Genomic DNA, 18509 nt, shown 5'->3' with positions numbered 1-18509 from the left:
ATATCTGTAATAGGTTTCGTAATTGTTCGTGCAATAAAGAAACCTAAGATAATAGTAATTAACAAGGAAATCCCTGTACCAACGATAAAGATTTGGTTGATGCTGCTAAGTTGTTTAAATACATCGTTAATATCCGCTTCGATATAGACGTTACCTATCGTACCGTCGTTTGATGTTTTAACTGGTAAGTTATATACCCACACGCGTTGTTTCCCGTTACCGTAATCTTTTAACACGGTATGGCTATTAATTTCGCCTAAAGATAATGCTTTTTGGATAGAGTTATCGTTCGCTTTTTGATTTATTAGACTACGCGTAGACTGCTTTGAAGTGGCCATAATAATCTGGTCTTTATCAATAAAGCGGATTTCTTCTATTTCTTGTCTATTGGCATACTCATTTAATAAGTTTTGAACTTCTTTTTGAGCATTAACCGAATTGTCTTCGTCATAGACTTTTTCTATATTAATTTCGATTTGTTTCGCGTATTGCGAAATATTATTTTTAAATGTTTGTGTTAATTCTTTTTCTAGACTATTGGTAAAATATAAACCGATAATTTGCATACCGATTACAATGAGCAACACATAGACAATAACAAGTTTCGTGTGTAAAGACTGAAAATATTTAAGCCATTTCATTTATAAGCGACCCCTAGTCATGTTGTTGGAGGAAATATCCAACGCCACGACGAGTTACTATATATTCTGGGTGAGATGGATCATCTTCGATTTTTTCACGTAAGCGTCGAATTGTTACGTCTACTGTACGCACGTCACCAAAATAGTCATAACCCCAAACAGTTTGCAATAAATGTTCACGTGTCATTACTTGACCCATATGTTTAGATAAGTAATGGAATAATTCGAATTCGCGGTGTGTTAAGTCAATTTCTCCGCCACGTTTTTTGATAGAGTATGCATCTGGATAAATAACGATGTCTTTAATAGAAATTTCATTGGATGCGTTGTCCACTTCTTGTGCTGGTTGTGAATAATGACGACGTAAATTTGCTTTCACACGTGCGATTAATTCGCGTGTACTAAACGGTTTCGTTACATAATCATCTGCGCCAAGCTCAAGACCTAATACTTTATCAATTTCTGAGTCTTTTGCTGTAAGCATAATGATCGGCATTTCAAATTTCTTACGTACTTCACGACATACTTCCATGCCGTCACGCCCTGGTAACATAATGTCTAATAACACGATGTCGGGTTCTTCTTCATATATTAAATCAACTGCATCATCACCATCGTAGGCACAAAATACTTCGTAACCTTCTTTTTTTAAGTTAAATTCTAAAATATCAGCAATTGGTTTTTCATCATCGACTACAACAACTTTTCTAGCCATATTTATAAACCTCATTTCTAAATTGTAGTACGTTCATTTTTAAAAATTTTACGTCTTTCTCTCTAGTATAATTTACCATTTATAACCTATTAATTCTATTTTTCTAAATAGAAAATTATATTTGTATATTGTAAAATTATAACATTGTTCGTATTAAATGGGTACTTATCGATAAATCATAGATGCATCAAGTGTAAACAATATCAGCGTATCAATCGAACTTCTTGCCTATAACCCATATACATCCTGCATTTAACCTTCCTTTTAAGAAGCATGCAATACGCATACATCTTCCTATCAAAATCAAAAAAAGTGATACATATATGAAGTAACGGGTCATGTATTCAAGTTACAGCGGAGAATGATTCATTCGCTCTAATTTCTACATGTACGCGTCGCTTATTTATATGTATCACATATCATTTTTAAATTGTTTTCGTTTTTTTAACAAATAGAGACAGTATAAATCCGATTATTGTTAAACCTACTATAAAGAAGAAGGTATATTGGATACCGTGTGCAAGTACAACTTCTTGTGCAGCAGTCGGGTTAGCTGAACCGAATGCCTTCATTGCTGTAGTGTAAATTGTTATGGCAATCGCAGTACCAGCTGAGCCACCTACTTGAATTAATGTTGTAATCGTAGCTGAACCATCTGCATATAGATGATGTGGCAACTGATTTAACGCATTTGTTTGTGCTGGCATCATAACCATGGATATACCACAGAATAACACCATGAATGCAAGAATGATTGCCCATACTGGAGTAGAAGCTGAAATCATAAACGCGAATGAGATTGCTGCGATAAACATAAGTACGAAACCTATAATGCCAAAGTATCTCGCGCCGAAGCGATCAAATAATGATCCAATAACTGGCGATAATACTAAGTTCACTGCGTTACCTGGTAATAAGATTAAACCAGCAACAACAGAACTAAATAATAGCGCGCCTTTTAAATAGAGTGGTAATAAAATACCTGTAGATAATATACATAAGATCGTTATGAACACCATTGCTGCACCTAGTATAAACATTGGGTACTTAAATACATTTAAGTTAAGCATTGGTGAGTCGATTTTAAACTGACGCACGATAAAGATTGCTAAGCCAATTACGCCAATGAGTAATGGCAACCATACAACGACATCAGTAAATGCCGCTTCCGCCATTGAGCTAAGTGCGAATATTAGTCCTGCAAAACCAATCGTCGATAAGAAAATCGAAATAATATCTATTCTAGGTTTCGTAATTTCTCCAACGTTTTCAACATGTGAAAAAGCCATCAATAATACAACAATATATAAAATTGCGCTAATCCAGAAGATGAAGTGCCAACTTGATGCTGAAATAATAACACCTGATAATGTCGGCCCGAGTGCTGGTCCTGCTGTAATAACAAGTCCCATTATGCCCATGACGGCACCACGTTTTTCAATTGGGAAGATTAACATTAGTACGGTCACCATAATCGGTAACAAGATACCTGTACCTAATGCTTGTATAATACGTCCTAACAATAACAAGCCAAAGTTAGGTGCAAGTGCGCCTACGATGACGCCTAATAAAGATAATAATATGCCTGTAATAACTAGAGACTTTGTATTAAACCATTTGATTAAATACGAAGATGCAGGAACTAAACAAGCCATGACGAGTAAATAACCTGTCGTTAACCATTGTACAGTTGCTGCTGAAACTTGAAAATCAGCCATAATATCTGTTAAAGCCATATTTAATGCTGTTTCACTAAACAGACCCATAAATCCGCCAATCATTAATACGAGTGCATACATTTTTGGATTTTTCACTATTACTTGTGTTGCCATTTGATATACTCCTTTTTATGGTAAACGAAGTATAAGTATAATTAAGAGATAATAAAGTGAGTGTTGCCTTGAGGTATATATTCAAGTGTATAGCAATCGTGCTTTGTCGCTCATTTTATTAAATTCATCTCCATGCTTTACTACTTATTCCTATATTTCCATTTCATTTTAGTCTATATAAATTGAACATCAGTTTAGTATCACCCAGGAAATAATTTAAATCATGATGACAACAAACAACGTCCGCTCAATATGAACTTACTTACTGTACCAAATTTTTCAAATTAATGTCAACCTAGTTGACGAAAATGATTGTAAAAATTTAAGCATCAAACAATTGCTTCTATTGCTTGATACTTAATTATCTATTTAGTATTTATTTCAATATCTTCTAAATGCCAATCTTGCTGGAGTACTTGTTTAAGTTGCTCTAACTGTGTACTACCAATCATTGTTTCTATGTGCGCGACGAGTTGTAATTTATGTTCTACATACTCTTCAAAACACTGCAGACCTAATGTAGTTAAGTTTACGCATTTTTCTTTTTTATTATTGGGTACAGCTTCAACTTGAACGACACCTTTGTGCTCTAATTGTTTGATCGCTTTATGAATAGCTTGGCGTGTGAGATGAATTTTTCTAGTAAGTTCGGCAAAAGTTGGTTTCTCATAGTTGATTTTATCAATCAGATACCATTCTGAGCTGCTGAAGTGAACATCTTGTATTTGCTCTGAAGTTGTGGATTCCAAAGTTTGTCTAAGCGCACTGTGACGTTCACTAATTAAATCTATGAGGTCCAATCCCTCTATACTTTTATCATTTGCCATACTTACACTCCTCACATTGATTTCATATGATGCTATGCCAATAAATACTCATCATCACCGCGACATCTCGTTATGCTTATGCTGAAAATTGAAATTAATCTACCATATGCTCATTTATCATAAGCAATTTTTTTATCAAATTCAAATTAAGCTCATTTTATAACTTCTATATGTAATAACACTAGTATAATCAATTGATAATGATAACAAAAAAATGCCCATCCTATTGGATGGGCATTATACGGTCTCGACGGGAATCGAACCCGCGATCTCCTGCGTGACAGGCAGGCGTGTTAACCGCTACACTACGAGACCTAAAAAATGGTGACTCCTACGGGACTCGAACCCGTGTTACCGCCGTGAAAGGGCGGTGTCTTAACCGCTTGACCAAGGAGCCTGTCTTAAGCACAAGTTAAATTATACCAAGTCTCTAGAAGGAAGACAAGCTCTTTTTTTAATTTTATTAGTATAATTTTCTATATTAATTGTATAAAGTTAGTGTTTTAAGATTTATTTTGAAAAAACTGCTATAAAGCCACTAATGAAAATGCAGAAATCTTTAAATTCATTCAATATCGTGTCAATAATTTTTAATTTAAAACAAAACTATTAAACTTAAAATCTTTTTTGTTTTCAAAACTTTTTGCTAAACTTGTGTAATAAAATAAATTAGGAGGCTTACCTTTGGCAAATGTATTATTTATCAACTCAGGATCACCCGGACATTTTAATCCAACTATTGCAGTATGTAAAGAACTCGTTGAGCGTGGTGAAAACGTCGTTTATTACATATGCGATAAATATAAAGATAAATTAGCTGACACAGGTGTAGAAGTACGCACTTTACCTACTGATGCTATAGTCGACCGTTTTAGATCTTATGGCCAACATCACTTATATAACGTAATTAACGGTTTATTGAAAACTGCGGATATCATCGTGCCTCAAATTTTGGAAGAAACGAAAGATGAGCATTATGATTATATGATTCATGATTCTATGTTTAGTTGTGGCCATATCCTTGCACAAAAATTAAATATCCCTTCAATATCTTCTATTGCATCATTTGCGCATAGCAAACAAAGTTTTGATGCATTTACAGAAAAATTAACAACAATAGTTGAGGCCAATGAAATTAAACAAGCCGATGACACATTTAATGAATTGAAACAACATATTGAATCTACATATAACGTTGAGGCGCCTTCTCGCTTTGAAGTGATGAATAATCCTGGAGATTTCAACTTATGTTATGTAATGAAAGGTTTCCAAATGAATTATGACCTATTTGATGAGCAACATTGCGTCTTTACTGGTCCTTCAGTCATTCAGCCACAACCCTCTGGATTTATGGATGACATTGATCAGACACGATCAATCATTTACATTTCTTTAGGAACTATTTTTAATCAAAATATCGCTTTTTTCAATAAATGTTTTAAAGCATTAGCAGACATCAATGCATCAATCGTCGTTTCTATCGGTGAAACAAATCATCTGAACGATTTCGATGAGATACCTGACAACTTTATAATTAAAGATTATGTACCACAAACTGAGTTATTACAGCATACAGCATTATTCTTAACACATGCGGGCATGAATAGTACAAACGAGGCTATGATGATGAATGTGCCAATGCTAGCCTTCCCACAGAGTGCAGACCAACCTATGGTAGCCAAACAGATAGCAGACTTAAATGTAGGTCATCACATTGATGAGGCCATTACGTCTGAACAATTAAGCTGTGCTGTATCAGAAATGTTAGAAAATCAAATGTATTATCAACGACATATCGAAAAAGTAAAAAACGTGCAATCTATCGATGAAGCGGGTTATGCATATGCAGTAGACCAAATACTCGCTTTTCGTAATAAAATTTGCCAATTCAATTAAATAACAGTTATATATAAATAAAAATACCTTGTAGACGCACCGTTAACGGTGAACTCTACAAGGTATTTTTTCATAATTAGACTAGAAGCCTAACTTGGTATTATTTTCCTACCATAAAGATTTTAATAAGTTTGTTTGATTACGGTCTGGGCCTACTGAGAAGATTGAAATCTTCACATCACACAGCTCAGAAATGCGTTCTAAATATCTACGTGCATTTAAAGGTAATTCTTCTAATGAACGACAACCCGTAATATCTTCAGTCCAACCTGGTAGTGTTTCAAAGATTGGTTTACAACGGTTTAAGTCTTTCAAGTTTGCTGGGTATTCAGTGATTTCTACACCATCTAATTCATAAGCTGTACAAATCTTCACTTCTTTAAGACCAGTCAATACATCAATAGAGTTGATTGATAAGTCTGTGATACCACTTGCACGACGAGAATGACGTAATACCACTGAGTCAAACCAACCAATACGACGTGGACGACCAGTTGTTGTACCGTATTCACGGCCAACTTCACGAATATGGTGACCATCTTCATCGAATAGTTCAGTTGGGAATGGACCATCACCCACACGAGATGTGTAAGCTTTACATACGCCAATTACTTTAGATACGAATGTTGGACCAACACCGCCACCTACAGTAACGTTACCTGCTACTGGATTACTTGAAGTTACAAATGGGTATGTACCATGGTCAAGGTCTAACATAACGCCTTGAGCACCTTCAAATAATACTTTTTCTTCTGCTACAAACGCATCATCTAATACTTTAGCTGTGTCTACTACGAAAGGTGCGATACGTTGACCTGCAGCGTAATATGTTTCAAAGATTTCATCAAAAGTTGGACATGGTTTGCCAAACATACCTTTGAAGTAATCATTTTTATATTCAATATTATTTTTTAGTAATTGTTCAAATGTTTCTTTGTCTAATAAATCTGCCACACGAATACCGATACGTTGCGCTTTATCTACATAAGCTGGGCCGATACCTTTTTTCGTTGTGCCAATTTTATTATCTCCACGGCGTTCTTCTTCATATTCATCTTGTTTTAAGTGATAAGGTAAAATAACTTGTGCACGATTAGAAATACGTAAATTATCTGTTGAAATACCTCGTTCATTTAAAGCATCTAATTCTTTTAATAGTGCAACTGGATCTACGACTACACCATTACCAATTACTGATAATTTTTCTTTATAAAAAATACCAGATGGTACTAAGTGCAATTTATAAGTTTCTCCACCAAATATAATTGTGTGGCCCGCATTATTACCGCCTGAAAAACGTGCAATAACATCTGCTTGTTCTGCTAGAAAATCCGTAATTTTACCTTTACCTTCGTCTCCCCATTGTGTCCCAACGACTACTATTGATGACATATGAGCACCTCCAAGTTTTTCTCAATTAACCAATGAGTATTCTACCAATACCATAACGATATTGCAAACAAAAATCGAACATTGATTTTTCGTCATTTTTCTAATACTTATTAATTTTCAAATACTGCAATAAATGCGACAAACATAGTAACACCAATGTTTTAATTGTATTTTTCATTTAAAAAAGACACATACTTACATTAAGATTCAAGAATAAAATCCAAACAAAAACCGTACAATAAAACATAAGTTTGTATTATTGTACGGAAAAATTAATTTAATCTTTTTTCTAACCCATCATATCTGCATGAGCATAATCTATATCTGTAAATTTATTATATTGTTTCATAAAGTGCAGCTTCACAGTTCCTGTAGGACCGTTACGTTGTTTGGCAATAATAATTTCGATATCACCATTATCATCATTCGTTTGTGGTTCATAGTTCGTGTCGTCATCGTCTTCTTCATCTTCGCCTTGATTGTAATAATCATCACGATATAGGAAGGCAACGATATCCGCATCTTGCTCAATCGAACCAGATTCACGTATATCACTCATCATTGGTCGTTTGTCCTGACGTTGTTCAACGCCACGTGATAGCTGACTTAGTGCGATTACAGGACATTCAAGTTCTCTGGCAATGGCTTTTAATGTACGAGAAATCTCAGAAACTTCTTGTTGTCTGTTGTCTGAAAAGCGTGAACCACTACCTGAAATTAATTGTAGATAGTCGATCACTATCATGTCTAGCCCGTGTTCTTGTTTCAAGCGGCGACATTTTGAACGAATATCTGTAATACGGATACCTGGTGTATCATCAATAAATATCTTCGTACGTGATAACTTACCTACTGCAATTGTAAAACGATTCCAGTCTTCTTCAGTCATTGCACCTGTTCTTAATCGGTTAGAATCGACATTGCCCGAACTACAAATCATACGTGTCGCTAATTGGTCAGCACCCATCTCAAGCGAGAAGATACCAACTGAATAATTACGTTCATTTGTAGCTACTTTCTGCGCAATATTAAGTGCGAAGGCAGTCTTACCTACAGAAGGACGGGCAGCTAAAATAATCAAATCATTACGGTTAAACCCTGCTGTCATCTGGTCTAAATCACGATACCCTGAAGGAATACCTGGTGTCTGACCACTGTTTTGATCTAATAATTCTGCCGTCTCATATACTTCACCAAGTACGTCTCTAATGTCTTTGAATCCATCACTTTCACGTGAGGATGATAATTCTAATATACGACGTTCCGCGTCGTTCAGTATTACATCTAGTTCCAGTTCATCATTGTAACCATCATTCGCAATACTATCAGCTGTTTGTATTAATTTACGCTTGGTTGCGTGTTTAAATACGATTTCTGTATAGTACTGAATATTACGTGTGGTTGGCACATTACTAGATAATTCAGCTAGATATTGTGGACCGCCCGCTTCATTCAATCGTCCTTCTTGTGACAATTGATCCATGATTGTTACCACGTCAATATCTTTGTTGTCTTCGTTGAGGTTCATCATGGCTCTAAAGATGTGTTGATGCGCGCCTCTATAAAAGGACTCAGGAAGTAATACTTCCTGAGTTGTGTTGATCAATTCTGGATCTATGATAATGGCACCTAAGACAGACTGCTCAGCCTCATTACTGTGTGGCATTTGATTTTGTTCATACATTCCATCCATTACGATTACACCTCATATCTCAATCCGTTATTATTGTTCAACTGTGTGTACACGAATTGTACCTTCGACTTCTTTGTCTAATTTAACTGGTACGTTTGTGTAACCCAATGCGTGGATACCGTTTGGTAAGTCCATTTTACGCTTATCAATCTTGATGTCATGTTGTTTTTGTAATGCTTGCGTGATTTGTTTCGTACTTACCGAACCAAATAATTTGCCGCCTTCACCTGTTTTAGCAGATACTTCGACTTCAATATTACTTAATTGTTCTTTTAATTGTTTAGCGTCTTCAATTTGTTGTTGACGCTCAGCTTCAGCTGCTTTATTTTTTTGTTCTAATTGTTTTAAGTTACCTGGTGTTGCTTCCACCGCATAATTTTTCTTTATTAAGAAGTTATTTGCATAACCTACTGGCACGTCTTTAACTTCGCCTTTTTTACCTTTACCTTTTACATCTTGTGTGAATATTACTTTCATGAATTTTCACTCCTACTCATTTGTTCTGTTATAGCTTGTTGTAATTTTTCGATTGCTTCATCGACAGTTACATCTTTCATTTGTGTAGCTGCATTTGTTAAATGACCACCACCGCCAAGTGCTTCCATCGTTAATTGAACATTAACTGCACCAAGTGAGCGAGCAGACATACCTATGAGGTTGTCTTCTCGTCTCGCTATTACATATGAAGCCTCTACACCATCTAAACTTAACAGTTCATCGGCAGCTTGTGCAACTGTAACAGGATGATAGATTTTGTCGTTAGAACCATGGGCAATCGCTACCCCATTCTCTTGCAGTTTCACCGTTTGAATCAACTCAGTACGATTGATATACGTATCAAGATCATCTTTCAAGAAATGCTGTGTCAATATCGTATCGGCACCATGTGCACGTAGATAACTTGCGGCATCAAATGTTCTAGAGCCTGTACGCAATGTAAAGTTACGGGTATCTACGATAATACCAGCAAACATAACTGTTGATTCTAAACGTGTCAGACGTTGTTCTGTCGGTTGATACTCTAATAATTCTGTGACAAGTTCAGCTGTCGAACTTGCGTAAGGTTCCATATATATAAGCAATGGACTAGAGATAAAGCTTTCACCACGTCTATGATGATCAATCACGACTTTACGGTTTGCTTTATTTAAAATATTTTCATCAATAACCATTTCAGGTTTATGCGTATCTACGATGACTAATGTTGTCTTAGATGTCATAATATCCCACGCTTCATCTGAAGTAATGAAACGATCTTTTAGTTCTGGTTTTTCATTCACTGCATCCATAACACGACGTAACGTTGGATCGATATCTGATTCATTTAATACAATGTAGGCATCTAAATTATTCATCATTGCAAAGCGGGATACACCAATTGCTGCACCGATTGCATCTAAATCAGGACGTGTATGCCCCATAATAATTACTTTGTCGCCTTCCATCAAGATATCTTTTAAAGCGTGTGAAATCACTCGTGCTCTTACACGTGTACGTTTCTCCATTGGGTCAGTCTTACCGCCATAGAAACGTACATTACCATTCATACTCTTAATCGCTACTTGGTCACCACCACGGCCGAGCGCTAAATCTAAGCCTGACTGCGAAAGTTCACCCAGGTCGATAAGATTTTCTGAGCCTTCACCGACACCAACACTTAATGTAAGTTGGGCACGATAACCGACACTCTTTTCACGGAGTTGACTTAAAATACTAAAATTAGATTCTTCGATATCTTTTAAAATACGTTGATTTAAGTACGCCACAAATTGATCAGAACTATAACGTTTGAAATAAATGTTATATTCTGTCGCCCATCTACTGATTACACGTGTAACCATAGAGTTAATTTCTGATCTTTGTGTATCGTTCATATTTTGAGTAATTTCATCATAGTTATCTAAGAATAATGTCATGATAATCGGTTTGGATTCTTCATATAATGCTTCCGTCTGAATTTCTTCTGTAATATCAAAGAAGTATAAAACATGTTCTTTTTCAGAATATCGAACACGATAGTGATATTCATTTTCTTTAATTTCAATTTCTTGTGTTTTTTCTAATTGTTTTAAGATATTAGGATATACTTCGTTTACTGGGTCGGAAATGACATTACGGTCTAATCGTTCCGACATAAAATGGTTCATCCACTCTATGTTTTCATTTTCGTCTAAGATGATCATCCCAATAGGTAAATTCTTAATTGCGATGTTGCTACCTTCAGAAATATGACCACTCAGACCATCTACATAGCTATCTAGTTTTTGTAAAGCTTGTCTTACCAAAAATACTGTCCCTATAATTATAACCACTAAGACAATCGCAGCGATGCCTGCCATAATTTGGTTGAAAACGAACCATATTACAACAAGCGCAATTGCCGTGAGTGCCATTATGATAAATGGCAAGAGCAAGGCTTTTTTAGTGGATTGACGATTCATTTTTCCACCTCAAATCATTTTTTAATGATACGTTTTAAGTTAATACATAAATCTACAACACCCAGGAGGCTTACAATATGAGTAAGTGGCATTAGAATTGTCCCTATTGCCATTAAAATCACAGTAAGTGTGAGCGGCATTGATTTTGCCTTTCCGAAAAAGTGAATCACACTTAACCCCTGAATATACATACATAATGATAACACAATTTCGAAGTTTAATACGATACTTTGGAACGCACTCGGTTCGACAGTAAACATAACACAAAGTAGGACAATCATATACATCCATAGCAATGAACGCTTCATTTGCCACGCATATAATGGTTTGAATATTGGTGTAGCAATTTTGAATTTACGTAAAATTGGAAAAGTAACTAGTAAATTGATTAATATGAGTATAAATACTGCAATGATTACATAACTTGGTAACTGAACTGATAATTGACGGAACATTTCTTCAAACATTTGTTTATAATCTGCACCAACACCTGCATTAGAAATATAATAATTTATTTGATCTTTCACAGGTTTCATTAATGTTGTTGATGTTGGTATTTTATCAAATGTTTGTAATGCCATAAATGCAATTAACGAGATCATACTCACGTATGTAGTTGTAATATAAAGTATACGCTCTTTAGATGTACGTTCTTTTAATAATTGGCCAACAACGAAACTCACTAAGAGTACGAGGACCATGATACTTAATACGAATATATTACCTAATAAAGTTGTCAATACAACTGTTACGACTGCTGTTAAACCAAATGATTCTACAGACTTATGCCATAAAATAATGCCTGGAATTGTCGCAAACAAACTCAATACAAGCCCAAGCGGTGGTAATATATGTAAAGCTAAAGCTACTATGACTAGCGTGATTATACTAAGTATAGTTGCCTTAGGATATATTTTTGAAAACAAATTCGCCACTCCCATACTATTTTTGACTATAACTTTTATTTTAACCTCTTTAAAACTTTTATACAATTATTGCCAACTCATTTCTATAGAAGTTAAACATACACTACACATTCAACTATTTGAAGATAAACTAATGTTCACCCTTTCAGTTGATATTTGATACAGGAACACTCCTTACTACTACATAAAATCACAGGTATTTCCTTGCATTTTCCCATAAAAAATAGGACATACAGTAGCAGTCAGTCTACCTTGTATATCCCACCTGGTTATTCTGATTCTACTCTGTCGTCCTAAATTTAATATTCTATAATAAAGTCACTCTCATTTACGCTTGATTTTATATACCTTTAAGAAATGGTATAAATTAGGTGCCCAATCATTAAAATTAACTAAAAATCCATCATGCCCTACATTGTCAGGTACAAAGAAATGTTTATGATATTTAAAGCGTTGCCCAACTGCATAAACAAGGTCATCAGGATAAAGTAAGTCGTCCGCAAAGCCCATCGTCATCATCTTAGTATCTAGTTTACTGAACACTTCGTCCACGTCATCACGGCCTCTATCCACATCGTGACTGTCTAAGACGTCAAGCAGTGTTAGATAACATGAATAACTAAAGTGCTTCATAAACTTATCACCTTGGTGCCTTTGATATGCAACTACTTGATCTGGCGAGAAGCGTTGTTCATAACTTTTAGACGAACGGTATGTTAAGAAACCGAGCTGTCTTGCGATACTCATACCTTGCTCATAATCTAAATGAATCGCTTGTCTCGCAATTTCATTAAATGCACGGCTATATGAAGATGTTCTCTGTGTAGCAGCAAGTATAACTGCTTTATCAACATCAAATTTACGGTTATATAATAACTCTACTGCCTGCATGCCACCTAAAGAGCCACCTATGAGTATATTAATACGTTCAAATCCTAAGTGCTCAATACCTAATTCAATTGCACGCACTATATCACGCAAAGTTAGTTGTTCTGGAAAGTCTTCATCAGTAAGTGCTGAACTAGAACCAAATGGACTACCAATTACATTAAAAGTTAAAAACTGATAATCGTTAATTGGCATATAACCACCATCAATAATGCCTCTCCACCATCCAGGTTGTTCACTTGTACCATACGTTAAGTGATTTCCTGTCAAAGCATGACACACGACCACAAGAGGTTGACCTTTCAATCCAACATGTTCGTAACGTAATTTTAAGTTTGAGATTGTTTCTCCTGACTCTGTTGTAAATGGTCCTAATTCTAATGTATCAACCGTATAATTCGTCATGATTTACCTCCTACTTAGTAAAAAAACTCCTCACTATAATAAGTAAGAAGTTGAAAATTACTTATCATTCGACTATATCGTTGGTTTTAGCACCGTACTTTATTCAGCCGGTTGCTGAAGCATCATTGGGCCAAATCCCTTAGCTTCTCGAAATAAGATTTAATTTTAATTGTATTGCACTACATTACTACTATTGATGTTTCTACAATCAATTTATCTTTTAAAAAATGTCGGAATTTTCTAATTATTGTTATTCTAACGGATAAAACGATTTACATCAATGAAATAAATTAAAACACCCATCTTAATGCAGCCATAATAATAATGCCACCTACGATTGTAATAGTTAAACTACGTGTGATAACTGCAATCACTACTGTAGGGACCATCGTAATTAAAAATGGCACATTAATGCTATACCCCATCATTCCATCTTGTTGTTCAATCAAACCGTCAATAGCTAAAGCAGTAAATAGCGTAATTGGTATAAACGACAACCATTTTACAACTCTTTCAGATAGTTTAATTTTAGATATAAGTAAAAACGGTATTATCCGTGTAAACCACGTCACAATACCACAAAGCAAAATAATGATAAGCATGTGCGTCGTTGTTGTCATCGTTCCATCACCACCCCAATCCCAGCTGCTATCGTAGAAGCAAGTATAATTGCCACATAGGATGGCATAAAGAGACTTAAAAGAAGCATCATCACGATTACAGTAATAATCAATACAAAATACGTCTTAATGCGAGAGCGTTGAACTGATTCAAACTGTGATACAGCTAAAAAGATAAACATCGCTGCAATAGCGAAATCTAAACCTAACGTTTCTGGGTTGTTTATGTATTTTCCAAAAATAGCGCCCATAACACATGCAAATGTCCAAAACAAATAAGCTGTGATATTTAAACCGTGTAACCAACGATCATTAATTTTTTCTCCTTTAAGGTGTGGTGTAATTGCTACACCAAACGTTTCATCTGTAATGAGCGTTGAAAGCCCTATTCGATTTAATAAGCCGTACGATTGATAATTTGGTGCGAGTGTCATACTCAGTAGAAACATTCTGGAATTAACAATAAATGCTGTTAACACAATCGCAGAAATCGGTGTACCGGCGATGACTAGTGCACAAATAATGAATTGTGCAGCACCAGCATACACGAGTAAACAGAGTAAGATAATTTCAAGCAAACTAAATCCTGAGGCTACAGCTACAATTCCAAAAGACAACCCTACCCCAGCGTACCCTAATAATGTAGGAACACATTCTTTCACACCTTGCTTAAAAGTTACATGCGCTTCCATTACCTCACTCCTTTCATTTTTAATTTTTAAAAACAATAGATTAAGTTTAATATAAAGCAAGAGTTTCATTCAACGACTTTAGACTTACGTTTGTGTGACGGAAGACAACCCTCAGTTTAAATATGCTGTTATCAAAAGGTTTTTGATGTGTCAGAATTTTATGAAATATTTTAGACTTACCTATTGTTTTCCGTACAAAAAATCATTGAGGTCACTTATATAATTTTATAAATTACGTTATTTTCACCCCTCCCCTACCCCACCTCGATATAAATAAAGAGCGTAGCAAATGCCTTTGCTACGCTCTTTTAGCCATGCTTGTTTAATTTTATTTTACAGGACGGATTTCTGTTTTACCGCCCATAAACGGAACTAAAGCATCTGGTATTGTAATAGAACCATCTGCGTTTTGATAGTTTTCAACGATTGCTGCAAATGTACGTCCAACTGCTAACCCACTACCATTGAGTGTATGCACTAATTCTGGTTTAGCATTTTTATCACGTTTGAAACGGATATTCGCACGACGCGCTTGGAAGTCAGTTATATTTGAACATGAACTAATTTCCTTATAATCATTATAGCTTGGTAACCAAACTTCTAAATCATATGTTTTGCTAGCTCCAAATCCAATGTCACCTGTACACAGATTCACACGACGATAAGGTAGCACAAGTTCTTCTAAAATCGCTTCTGCATGATTTGTCATTTCTTCAAGCGCATCCCAAGAATCTTCTGGTTTTTCAAAACGAACCATTTCAACTTTGTCGAATTGATGTAATCGAATCAGACCTCTTGTATCACGCCCAGCTGAACCCGCTTCACTACGATAACATGCTGATTGTGCTGTAAATTTAGCAGGTAAGACATCAGGACCTATAATTTCATTACGATAATAATTCGTTAGTGGTACTTCAGCTGTTGGAATTGTGTACAGCCCTTCTTTTTCAATTTTAAATAAATCTTCTTCAAATTTAGGTAATTGACCCGTACCATACATTGAATCTGCATTTACTAACTGTGGTACCATCATTTCTGTATAACCATGTTGTGTTGTATGTTTCGTTACCATGTAGTTCATTAATGCTCTTTCTAATTGAGCACCCTCACCAGTTAAGAAGACAAATCTCGCACCTGATACCTTAGCACCACGTTCAAAGTTAGCCATATTTAAATCTTCTACAAGATCCCAATGTGCTTTTTCTTCAAAATCAAAGTTTCTTGGTGTGCCCCAACGTTTAAGTTCTACGTTTTCTTCATCTGACGCGCCTACAGGAACATCATCTTGAATTATGTTTGGAATACGAGACAGTTTATCATTAAGATCATGGTCTATTTGATTTAAATCATCATCTAAGACTTTAATTTCATCTCCAAGTTTACGCATCTCAGCAATAACATCGTCTGCATTTTCTTTATTACGTTTCTTCTGAGCAATCTCTCCACTTACTTTGTTACGTTGTGCTTTCATTTCTTCAGCTTGGCTAATTAATTGGCGACGCTTTTCATCTAATGCTAAAATATCGTCAACTACTTGTGCATCCATACCACGCTTTGTTACTTTTTCTCTAACTAAATCAGGTTCGTTACGGAATAATTTAATGTCTAACATATCGCATTCATCCTTTCAATTTTTAAAAATGTTTGGATAATAACACAAAAAAGACCACATCCCCTCTACAAGGGACGTGGTCTACGTGTTGCCACCCTATTTAACAGCCTAATTAGACTGCACTCTCCATAAATAACGGCCAAAGCCGGTTGTTCTTCTAATAGTAGGTAGATTCACACTAACGTTGATTACTTGTTCACACCAACCACAAGTTCTCTGAAATCAAACAATTAATACTACTTAGCCTACGAACAATAACTTATTAACTTGTTTTAAATATAGCAAATAACCTTATATTTTTCAAGAGTGACAGTGCTGACGTCTATTATATCTCATTCATATACGCAATATCGTGTAAATATTGCGATACCGCTGCGATATCTTTATGAAATTGTCTATCTTCTGTGATGGATGGTATGATTTGGCGTAACGTTTGATATTTTTCATATGTTTTTGGTGATAACTTATCAATATCTTTATATTCTACAGCTTGTAATGCAATAATTGTCTCTATCGCTAAGACACGTCGTGCATTCTCTACCATCATATAACCGTGACGAGAAGCAATTGTTCCCATAGATACATGATCTTCTTGGTTCGCTGACGACGGTATAGAATCAACACTAGCAGGATGTGCAAGGGTCTTATTTTCTGAAACTAAACTTGCTGCCGCATATTGCATAATCATTGCGCCACTTTGTAAACCTGGTTGTGGACTTAAAAATGCAGGTAAGCCATTATTCAATTGTGGATTCACAAGTCTTTCTAGTCTACGTTCTGAAACATTAGCCAGTTCGCTGACCCCTAATTTTAAGAAATCTAAAGCAAAAGCAATCGGTTGTCCATGGAAATTACCACCGGATATCACTAGTGTTTCATCATCTTCATCAAATATAAGTGGATTATCATTTGCAGCATTCATTTCAAATTCTAGTTTTTCTTTAACATAATTGAACACTTGGAAACTTGCTCCATGAATTTGTGGGATACAGCGTAACGTATAAGCATCTTGCACACGTACTTCACCTTGTGTCGTAGTTAACTCAGAACCTTCTAACCAATCTAACATACGCGCAGCTACATCAATTTGTTCTTGGAAGTTACGTGCTTTATGTACTTTTTCATTATAAGCATCTGTAATACCATTGAGTGATTGATGTGTAAGTGAAGCAATCCATTCTGCTTGATAGCCTAGACTTTCTGCTTCTATATAGTTGATTACACCCTGGGCAGTCATCGCCTGTGTACCGTTGATTAGTGCTAGTCCTTCCTTTGCCTGTAATTCTAGTGGCTTACGCTTCAAGTTATTTAAGACATACCGACTGTCTACCTCTTCACCTTGGTAAAAGACGTTACCTTCACCAATCAAGGCCAATGCTAAGTGAGATAACGGGGCTAAATCTCCAGAAGCACCAAGTGAGCCTTGTTGAGGAACTACCGGTACAATTCTATTATTAATGAAGTATACGAGCTGTTCGACTAAAGCTACTGTAGTTCCAGAATGTCCTTTAAGTAGGGTATTTAATCTTAATACCATCATCACTAATGACACTTCTTCTGAAAATGGATCCCCCATACCACATGCATGTGAACGGATAAGGTTAACTTGTAATTGATTATATTCCCCTTCATCAATACGCACATCACTGAACAAACCAAATCCTGTCGTAATACCATAGACTGTCTCTTTATTCGCTATAATATTCTCTACTGTTTGACGGCTTTGTTTTACCCGTTCAAAAGCTTCTTCAGTCACTTCCACCGTATCTTTCTCATATAAAAATTTCTTGATATCTTCAATTGTAAGCATTTCTCCATTTAATTGTAATGTCATTTCTCCATCTCCCTACTTATGAATTTAATTCGATTAATTCGAGTATACGCTTACATTTTCAGCAGAACAATAGCTTTTGAGACATCCGTAACATG

Annotated in this window: 14 protein-coding genes, 2 tRNA genes, 1 pseudogene, 1 riboswitch and 1 other annotated feature; of the genes and pseudogenes, 1 reads left to right on the top strand and 16 read right to left on the bottom strand. The window is 35.5% G+C overall.

What is annotated here, in order from left to right; all coding sequences use genetic code 11:
• From NSR03_RS14005 to NSR03_RS13980, 6 genes and pseudogenes are all read right to left on the bottom strand, one after another.
• Positions 1-641, bottom strand: a pseudogene (locus NSR03_RS14005) (cache domain-containing protein); the annotation flags it as partial.
• A gap of 13 nt (positions 642-654) precedes the next feature.
• Positions 655-1356 carry a response regulator YycF gene (gene yycF / locus NSR03_RS14000; protein WP_002506236.1) on the bottom strand — a complete coding sequence of 234 codons (702 nt, stop codon included), beginning with the start codon at positions 1354-1356 and terminating at the stop codon, positions 655-657.
• A gap of 425 nt (positions 1357-1781) precedes the next feature.
• Positions 1782-3188 carry a DHA2 family efflux MFS transporter permease subunit gene (locus tag NSR03_RS13995; RefSeq protein WP_069820756.1) on the bottom strand — a complete coding sequence of 469 codons (1407 nt, stop codon included), beginning with the start codon at positions 3186-3188 and terminating at the stop codon, positions 1782-1784.
• 365 nt (positions 3189-3553) lie between these two features.
• Complete coding sequence (locus NSR03_RS13990) at positions 3554-4015, bottom strand: MarR family winged helix-turn-helix transcriptional regulator (RefSeq protein WP_046465674.1); 462 nt, start codon at positions 4013-4015, stop codon at positions 3554-3556.
• Positions 4016-4257: 242 nt separating this feature from the next.
• Positions 4258-4330, bottom strand: a tRNA-Asp gene (locus tag NSR03_RS13985).
• 7 nt (positions 4331-4337) lie between these two features.
• Positions 4338-4412: transfer RNA gene (locus NSR03_RS13980), tRNA-Glu, on the bottom strand.
• A gap of 287 nt (positions 4413-4699) precedes the next feature.
• On the opposite strand from NSR03_RS13980, the gene NSR03_RS13975 reads away from it, so the two are divergent.
• Positions 4700-5911, top strand: a complete 1212-nt coding sequence (locus NSR03_RS13975; RefSeq protein WP_069820755.1) for a macrolide family glycosyltransferase — start codon at positions 4700-4702, stop codon at positions 5909-5911.
• A gap of 108 nt (positions 5912-6019) precedes the next feature.
• Here NSR03_RS13975 and NSR03_RS13970 read toward each other — a convergent pair whose 3' ends face one another.
• The 10 genes from NSR03_RS13970 to hutH all read right to left on the bottom strand — a co-directional run bounded on the left by NSR03_RS13970 (position 6020) and on the right by hutH (position 18414).
• Complete coding sequence (locus NSR03_RS13970) at positions 6020-7303, bottom strand: adenylosuccinate synthase (protein WP_064783319.1); 1284 nt, start codon at positions 7301-7303, stop codon at positions 6020-6022.
• 289 nt (positions 7304-7592) lie between these two features.
• Entirely contained in the window at positions 7593-8996 is a 1404-nt protein-coding gene (gene dnaB / locus NSR03_RS13965) for a replicative DNA helicase (RefSeq protein ID WP_002506230.1), read from the bottom strand.
• A 30-nt stretch (positions 8997-9026) separates the two neighbouring features.
• Entirely contained in the window at positions 9027-9473 is a 447-nt protein-coding gene (rplI, locus tag NSR03_RS13960; protein ID WP_002506229.1) for a 50S ribosomal protein L9, read from the bottom strand.
• Positions 9470-11437: a DHH family phosphoesterase gene (locus NSR03_RS13955; RefSeq protein ID WP_046465672.1), complete on the bottom strand. Its 1968-nt coding sequence runs from the start codon at positions 11435-11437 to the stop codon at positions 9470-9472. Before NSR03_RS13955 ends, rplI begins: the two co-directional genes overlap by 4 nt.
• A gap of 14 nt (positions 11438-11451) precedes the next feature.
• Positions 11452-12378, bottom strand: coding sequence for a DUF2232 domain-containing protein (locus tag NSR03_RS13950; RefSeq protein WP_176721756.1), 927 nt, complete (start codon positions 12376-12378; stop codon positions 11452-11454).
• A gap of 309 nt (positions 12379-12687) precedes the next feature.
• Positions 12688-13656, bottom strand: coding sequence for a homoserine O-acetyltransferase MetX (metX, locus tag NSR03_RS13945; RefSeq protein ID WP_046465670.1), 969 nt, complete (start codon positions 13654-13656; stop codon positions 12688-12690).
• 58 nt (positions 13657-13714) lie between these two features.
• Positions 13715-13815, bottom strand: a riboswitch (SAM riboswitch).
• A 131-nt stretch (positions 13816-13946) separates the two neighbouring features.
• Positions 13947-14276, bottom strand: a complete 330-nt coding sequence (locus NSR03_RS13940; protein ID WP_046465669.1) for an AzlD domain-containing protein — start codon at positions 14274-14276, stop codon at positions 13947-13949.
• A complete protein-coding gene (locus NSR03_RS13935) occupies positions 14273-14968 on the bottom strand; it encodes an AzlC family ABC transporter permease (protein WP_046465668.1) in 696 nt (231 codons plus the stop codon). Before NSR03_RS13935 ends, NSR03_RS13940 begins: the two co-directional genes overlap by 4 nt.
• A gap of 328 nt (positions 14969-15296) precedes the next feature.
• A complete protein-coding gene (serS, locus tag NSR03_RS13930; RefSeq protein WP_056936191.1) occupies positions 15297-16580 on the bottom strand; it encodes a serine--tRNA ligase in 1284 nt (427 codons plus the stop codon).
• 67 nt (positions 16581-16647) lie between these two features.
• Positions 16648-16842 (bottom strand) — a binding site (T-box leader).
• A gap of 63 nt (positions 16843-16905) precedes the next feature.
• A complete protein-coding gene (gene hutH / locus NSR03_RS13925; protein WP_046465666.1) occupies positions 16906-18414 on the bottom strand; it encodes a histidine ammonia-lyase in 1509 nt (502 codons plus the stop codon).
• Between the last annotated feature and the right edge of the window lie 95 nt (positions 18415-18509).

This window comes from Staphylococcus sp. FSL W8-1207 (genome assembly GCF_038003745.1).
Taxonomy (GTDB): domain Bacteria; phylum Bacillota; class Bacilli; order Staphylococcales; family Staphylococcaceae; genus Staphylococcus; species Staphylococcus equorum.
Note: the sequence above shows the minus strand (reverse complement) of the source record. Positions and strands in the feature narration are given on the sequence as shown.

Coding starts and splice junctions, on each gene's coding strand:
- NSR03_RS13970 (WP_064783319.1), bottom strand. CDS start 7,303: ATGTCATCAATAGTAGTCGTTGGGACACAATGGGGAGACGAAGGTAAA.
- NSR03_RS13940 (WP_046465669.1), bottom strand. CDS start 14,276: ATGACAACAACGACGCACATGCTTATCATTATTTTGCTTTGTGGTATT.
- NSR03_RS13995 (WP_069820756.1), bottom strand. CDS start 3,188: ATGGCAACACAAGTAATAGTGAAAAATCCAAAAATGTATGCACTCGTA.
- NSR03_RS13935 (WP_046465668.1), bottom strand. CDS start 14,968: ATGGAAGCGCATGTAACTTTTAAGCAAGGTGTGAAAGAATGTGTTCCT.
- NSR03_RS13950 (WP_176721756.1), bottom strand. CDS start 12,378: ATGGGAGTGGCGAATTTGTTTTCAAAAATATATCCTAAGGCAACTATA.
- yycF (WP_002506236.1), bottom strand. CDS start 1,356: ATGGCTAGAAAAGTTGTTGTAGTCGATGATGAAAAACCAATTGCTGAT.
- dnaB (WP_002506230.1), bottom strand. CDS start 8,996: ATGGATGGAATGTATGAACAAAATCAAATGCCACACAGTAATGAGGCT.
- serS (WP_056936191.1), bottom strand. CDS start 16,580: ATGTTAGACATTAAATTATTCCGTAACGAACCTGATTTAGTTAGAGAA.
- NSR03_RS13990 (WP_046465674.1), bottom strand. CDS start 4,015: ATGGCAAATGATAAAAGTATAGAGGGATTGGACCTCATAGATTTAATT.
- metX (WP_046465670.1), bottom strand. CDS start 13,656: ATGACGAATTATACGGTTGATACATTAGAATTAGGACCATTTACAACA.
- NSR03_RS13955 (WP_046465672.1), bottom strand. CDS start 11,437: ATGAATCGTCAATCCACTAAAAAAGCCTTGCTCTTGCCATTTATCATA.
- rplI (WP_002506229.1), bottom strand. CDS start 9,473: ATGAAAGTAATATTCACACAAGATGTAAAAGGTAAAGGTAAAAAAGGC.
- hutH (WP_046465666.1), bottom strand. CDS start 18,414: ATGACATTACAATTAAATGGAGAAATGCTTACAATTGAAGATATCAAG.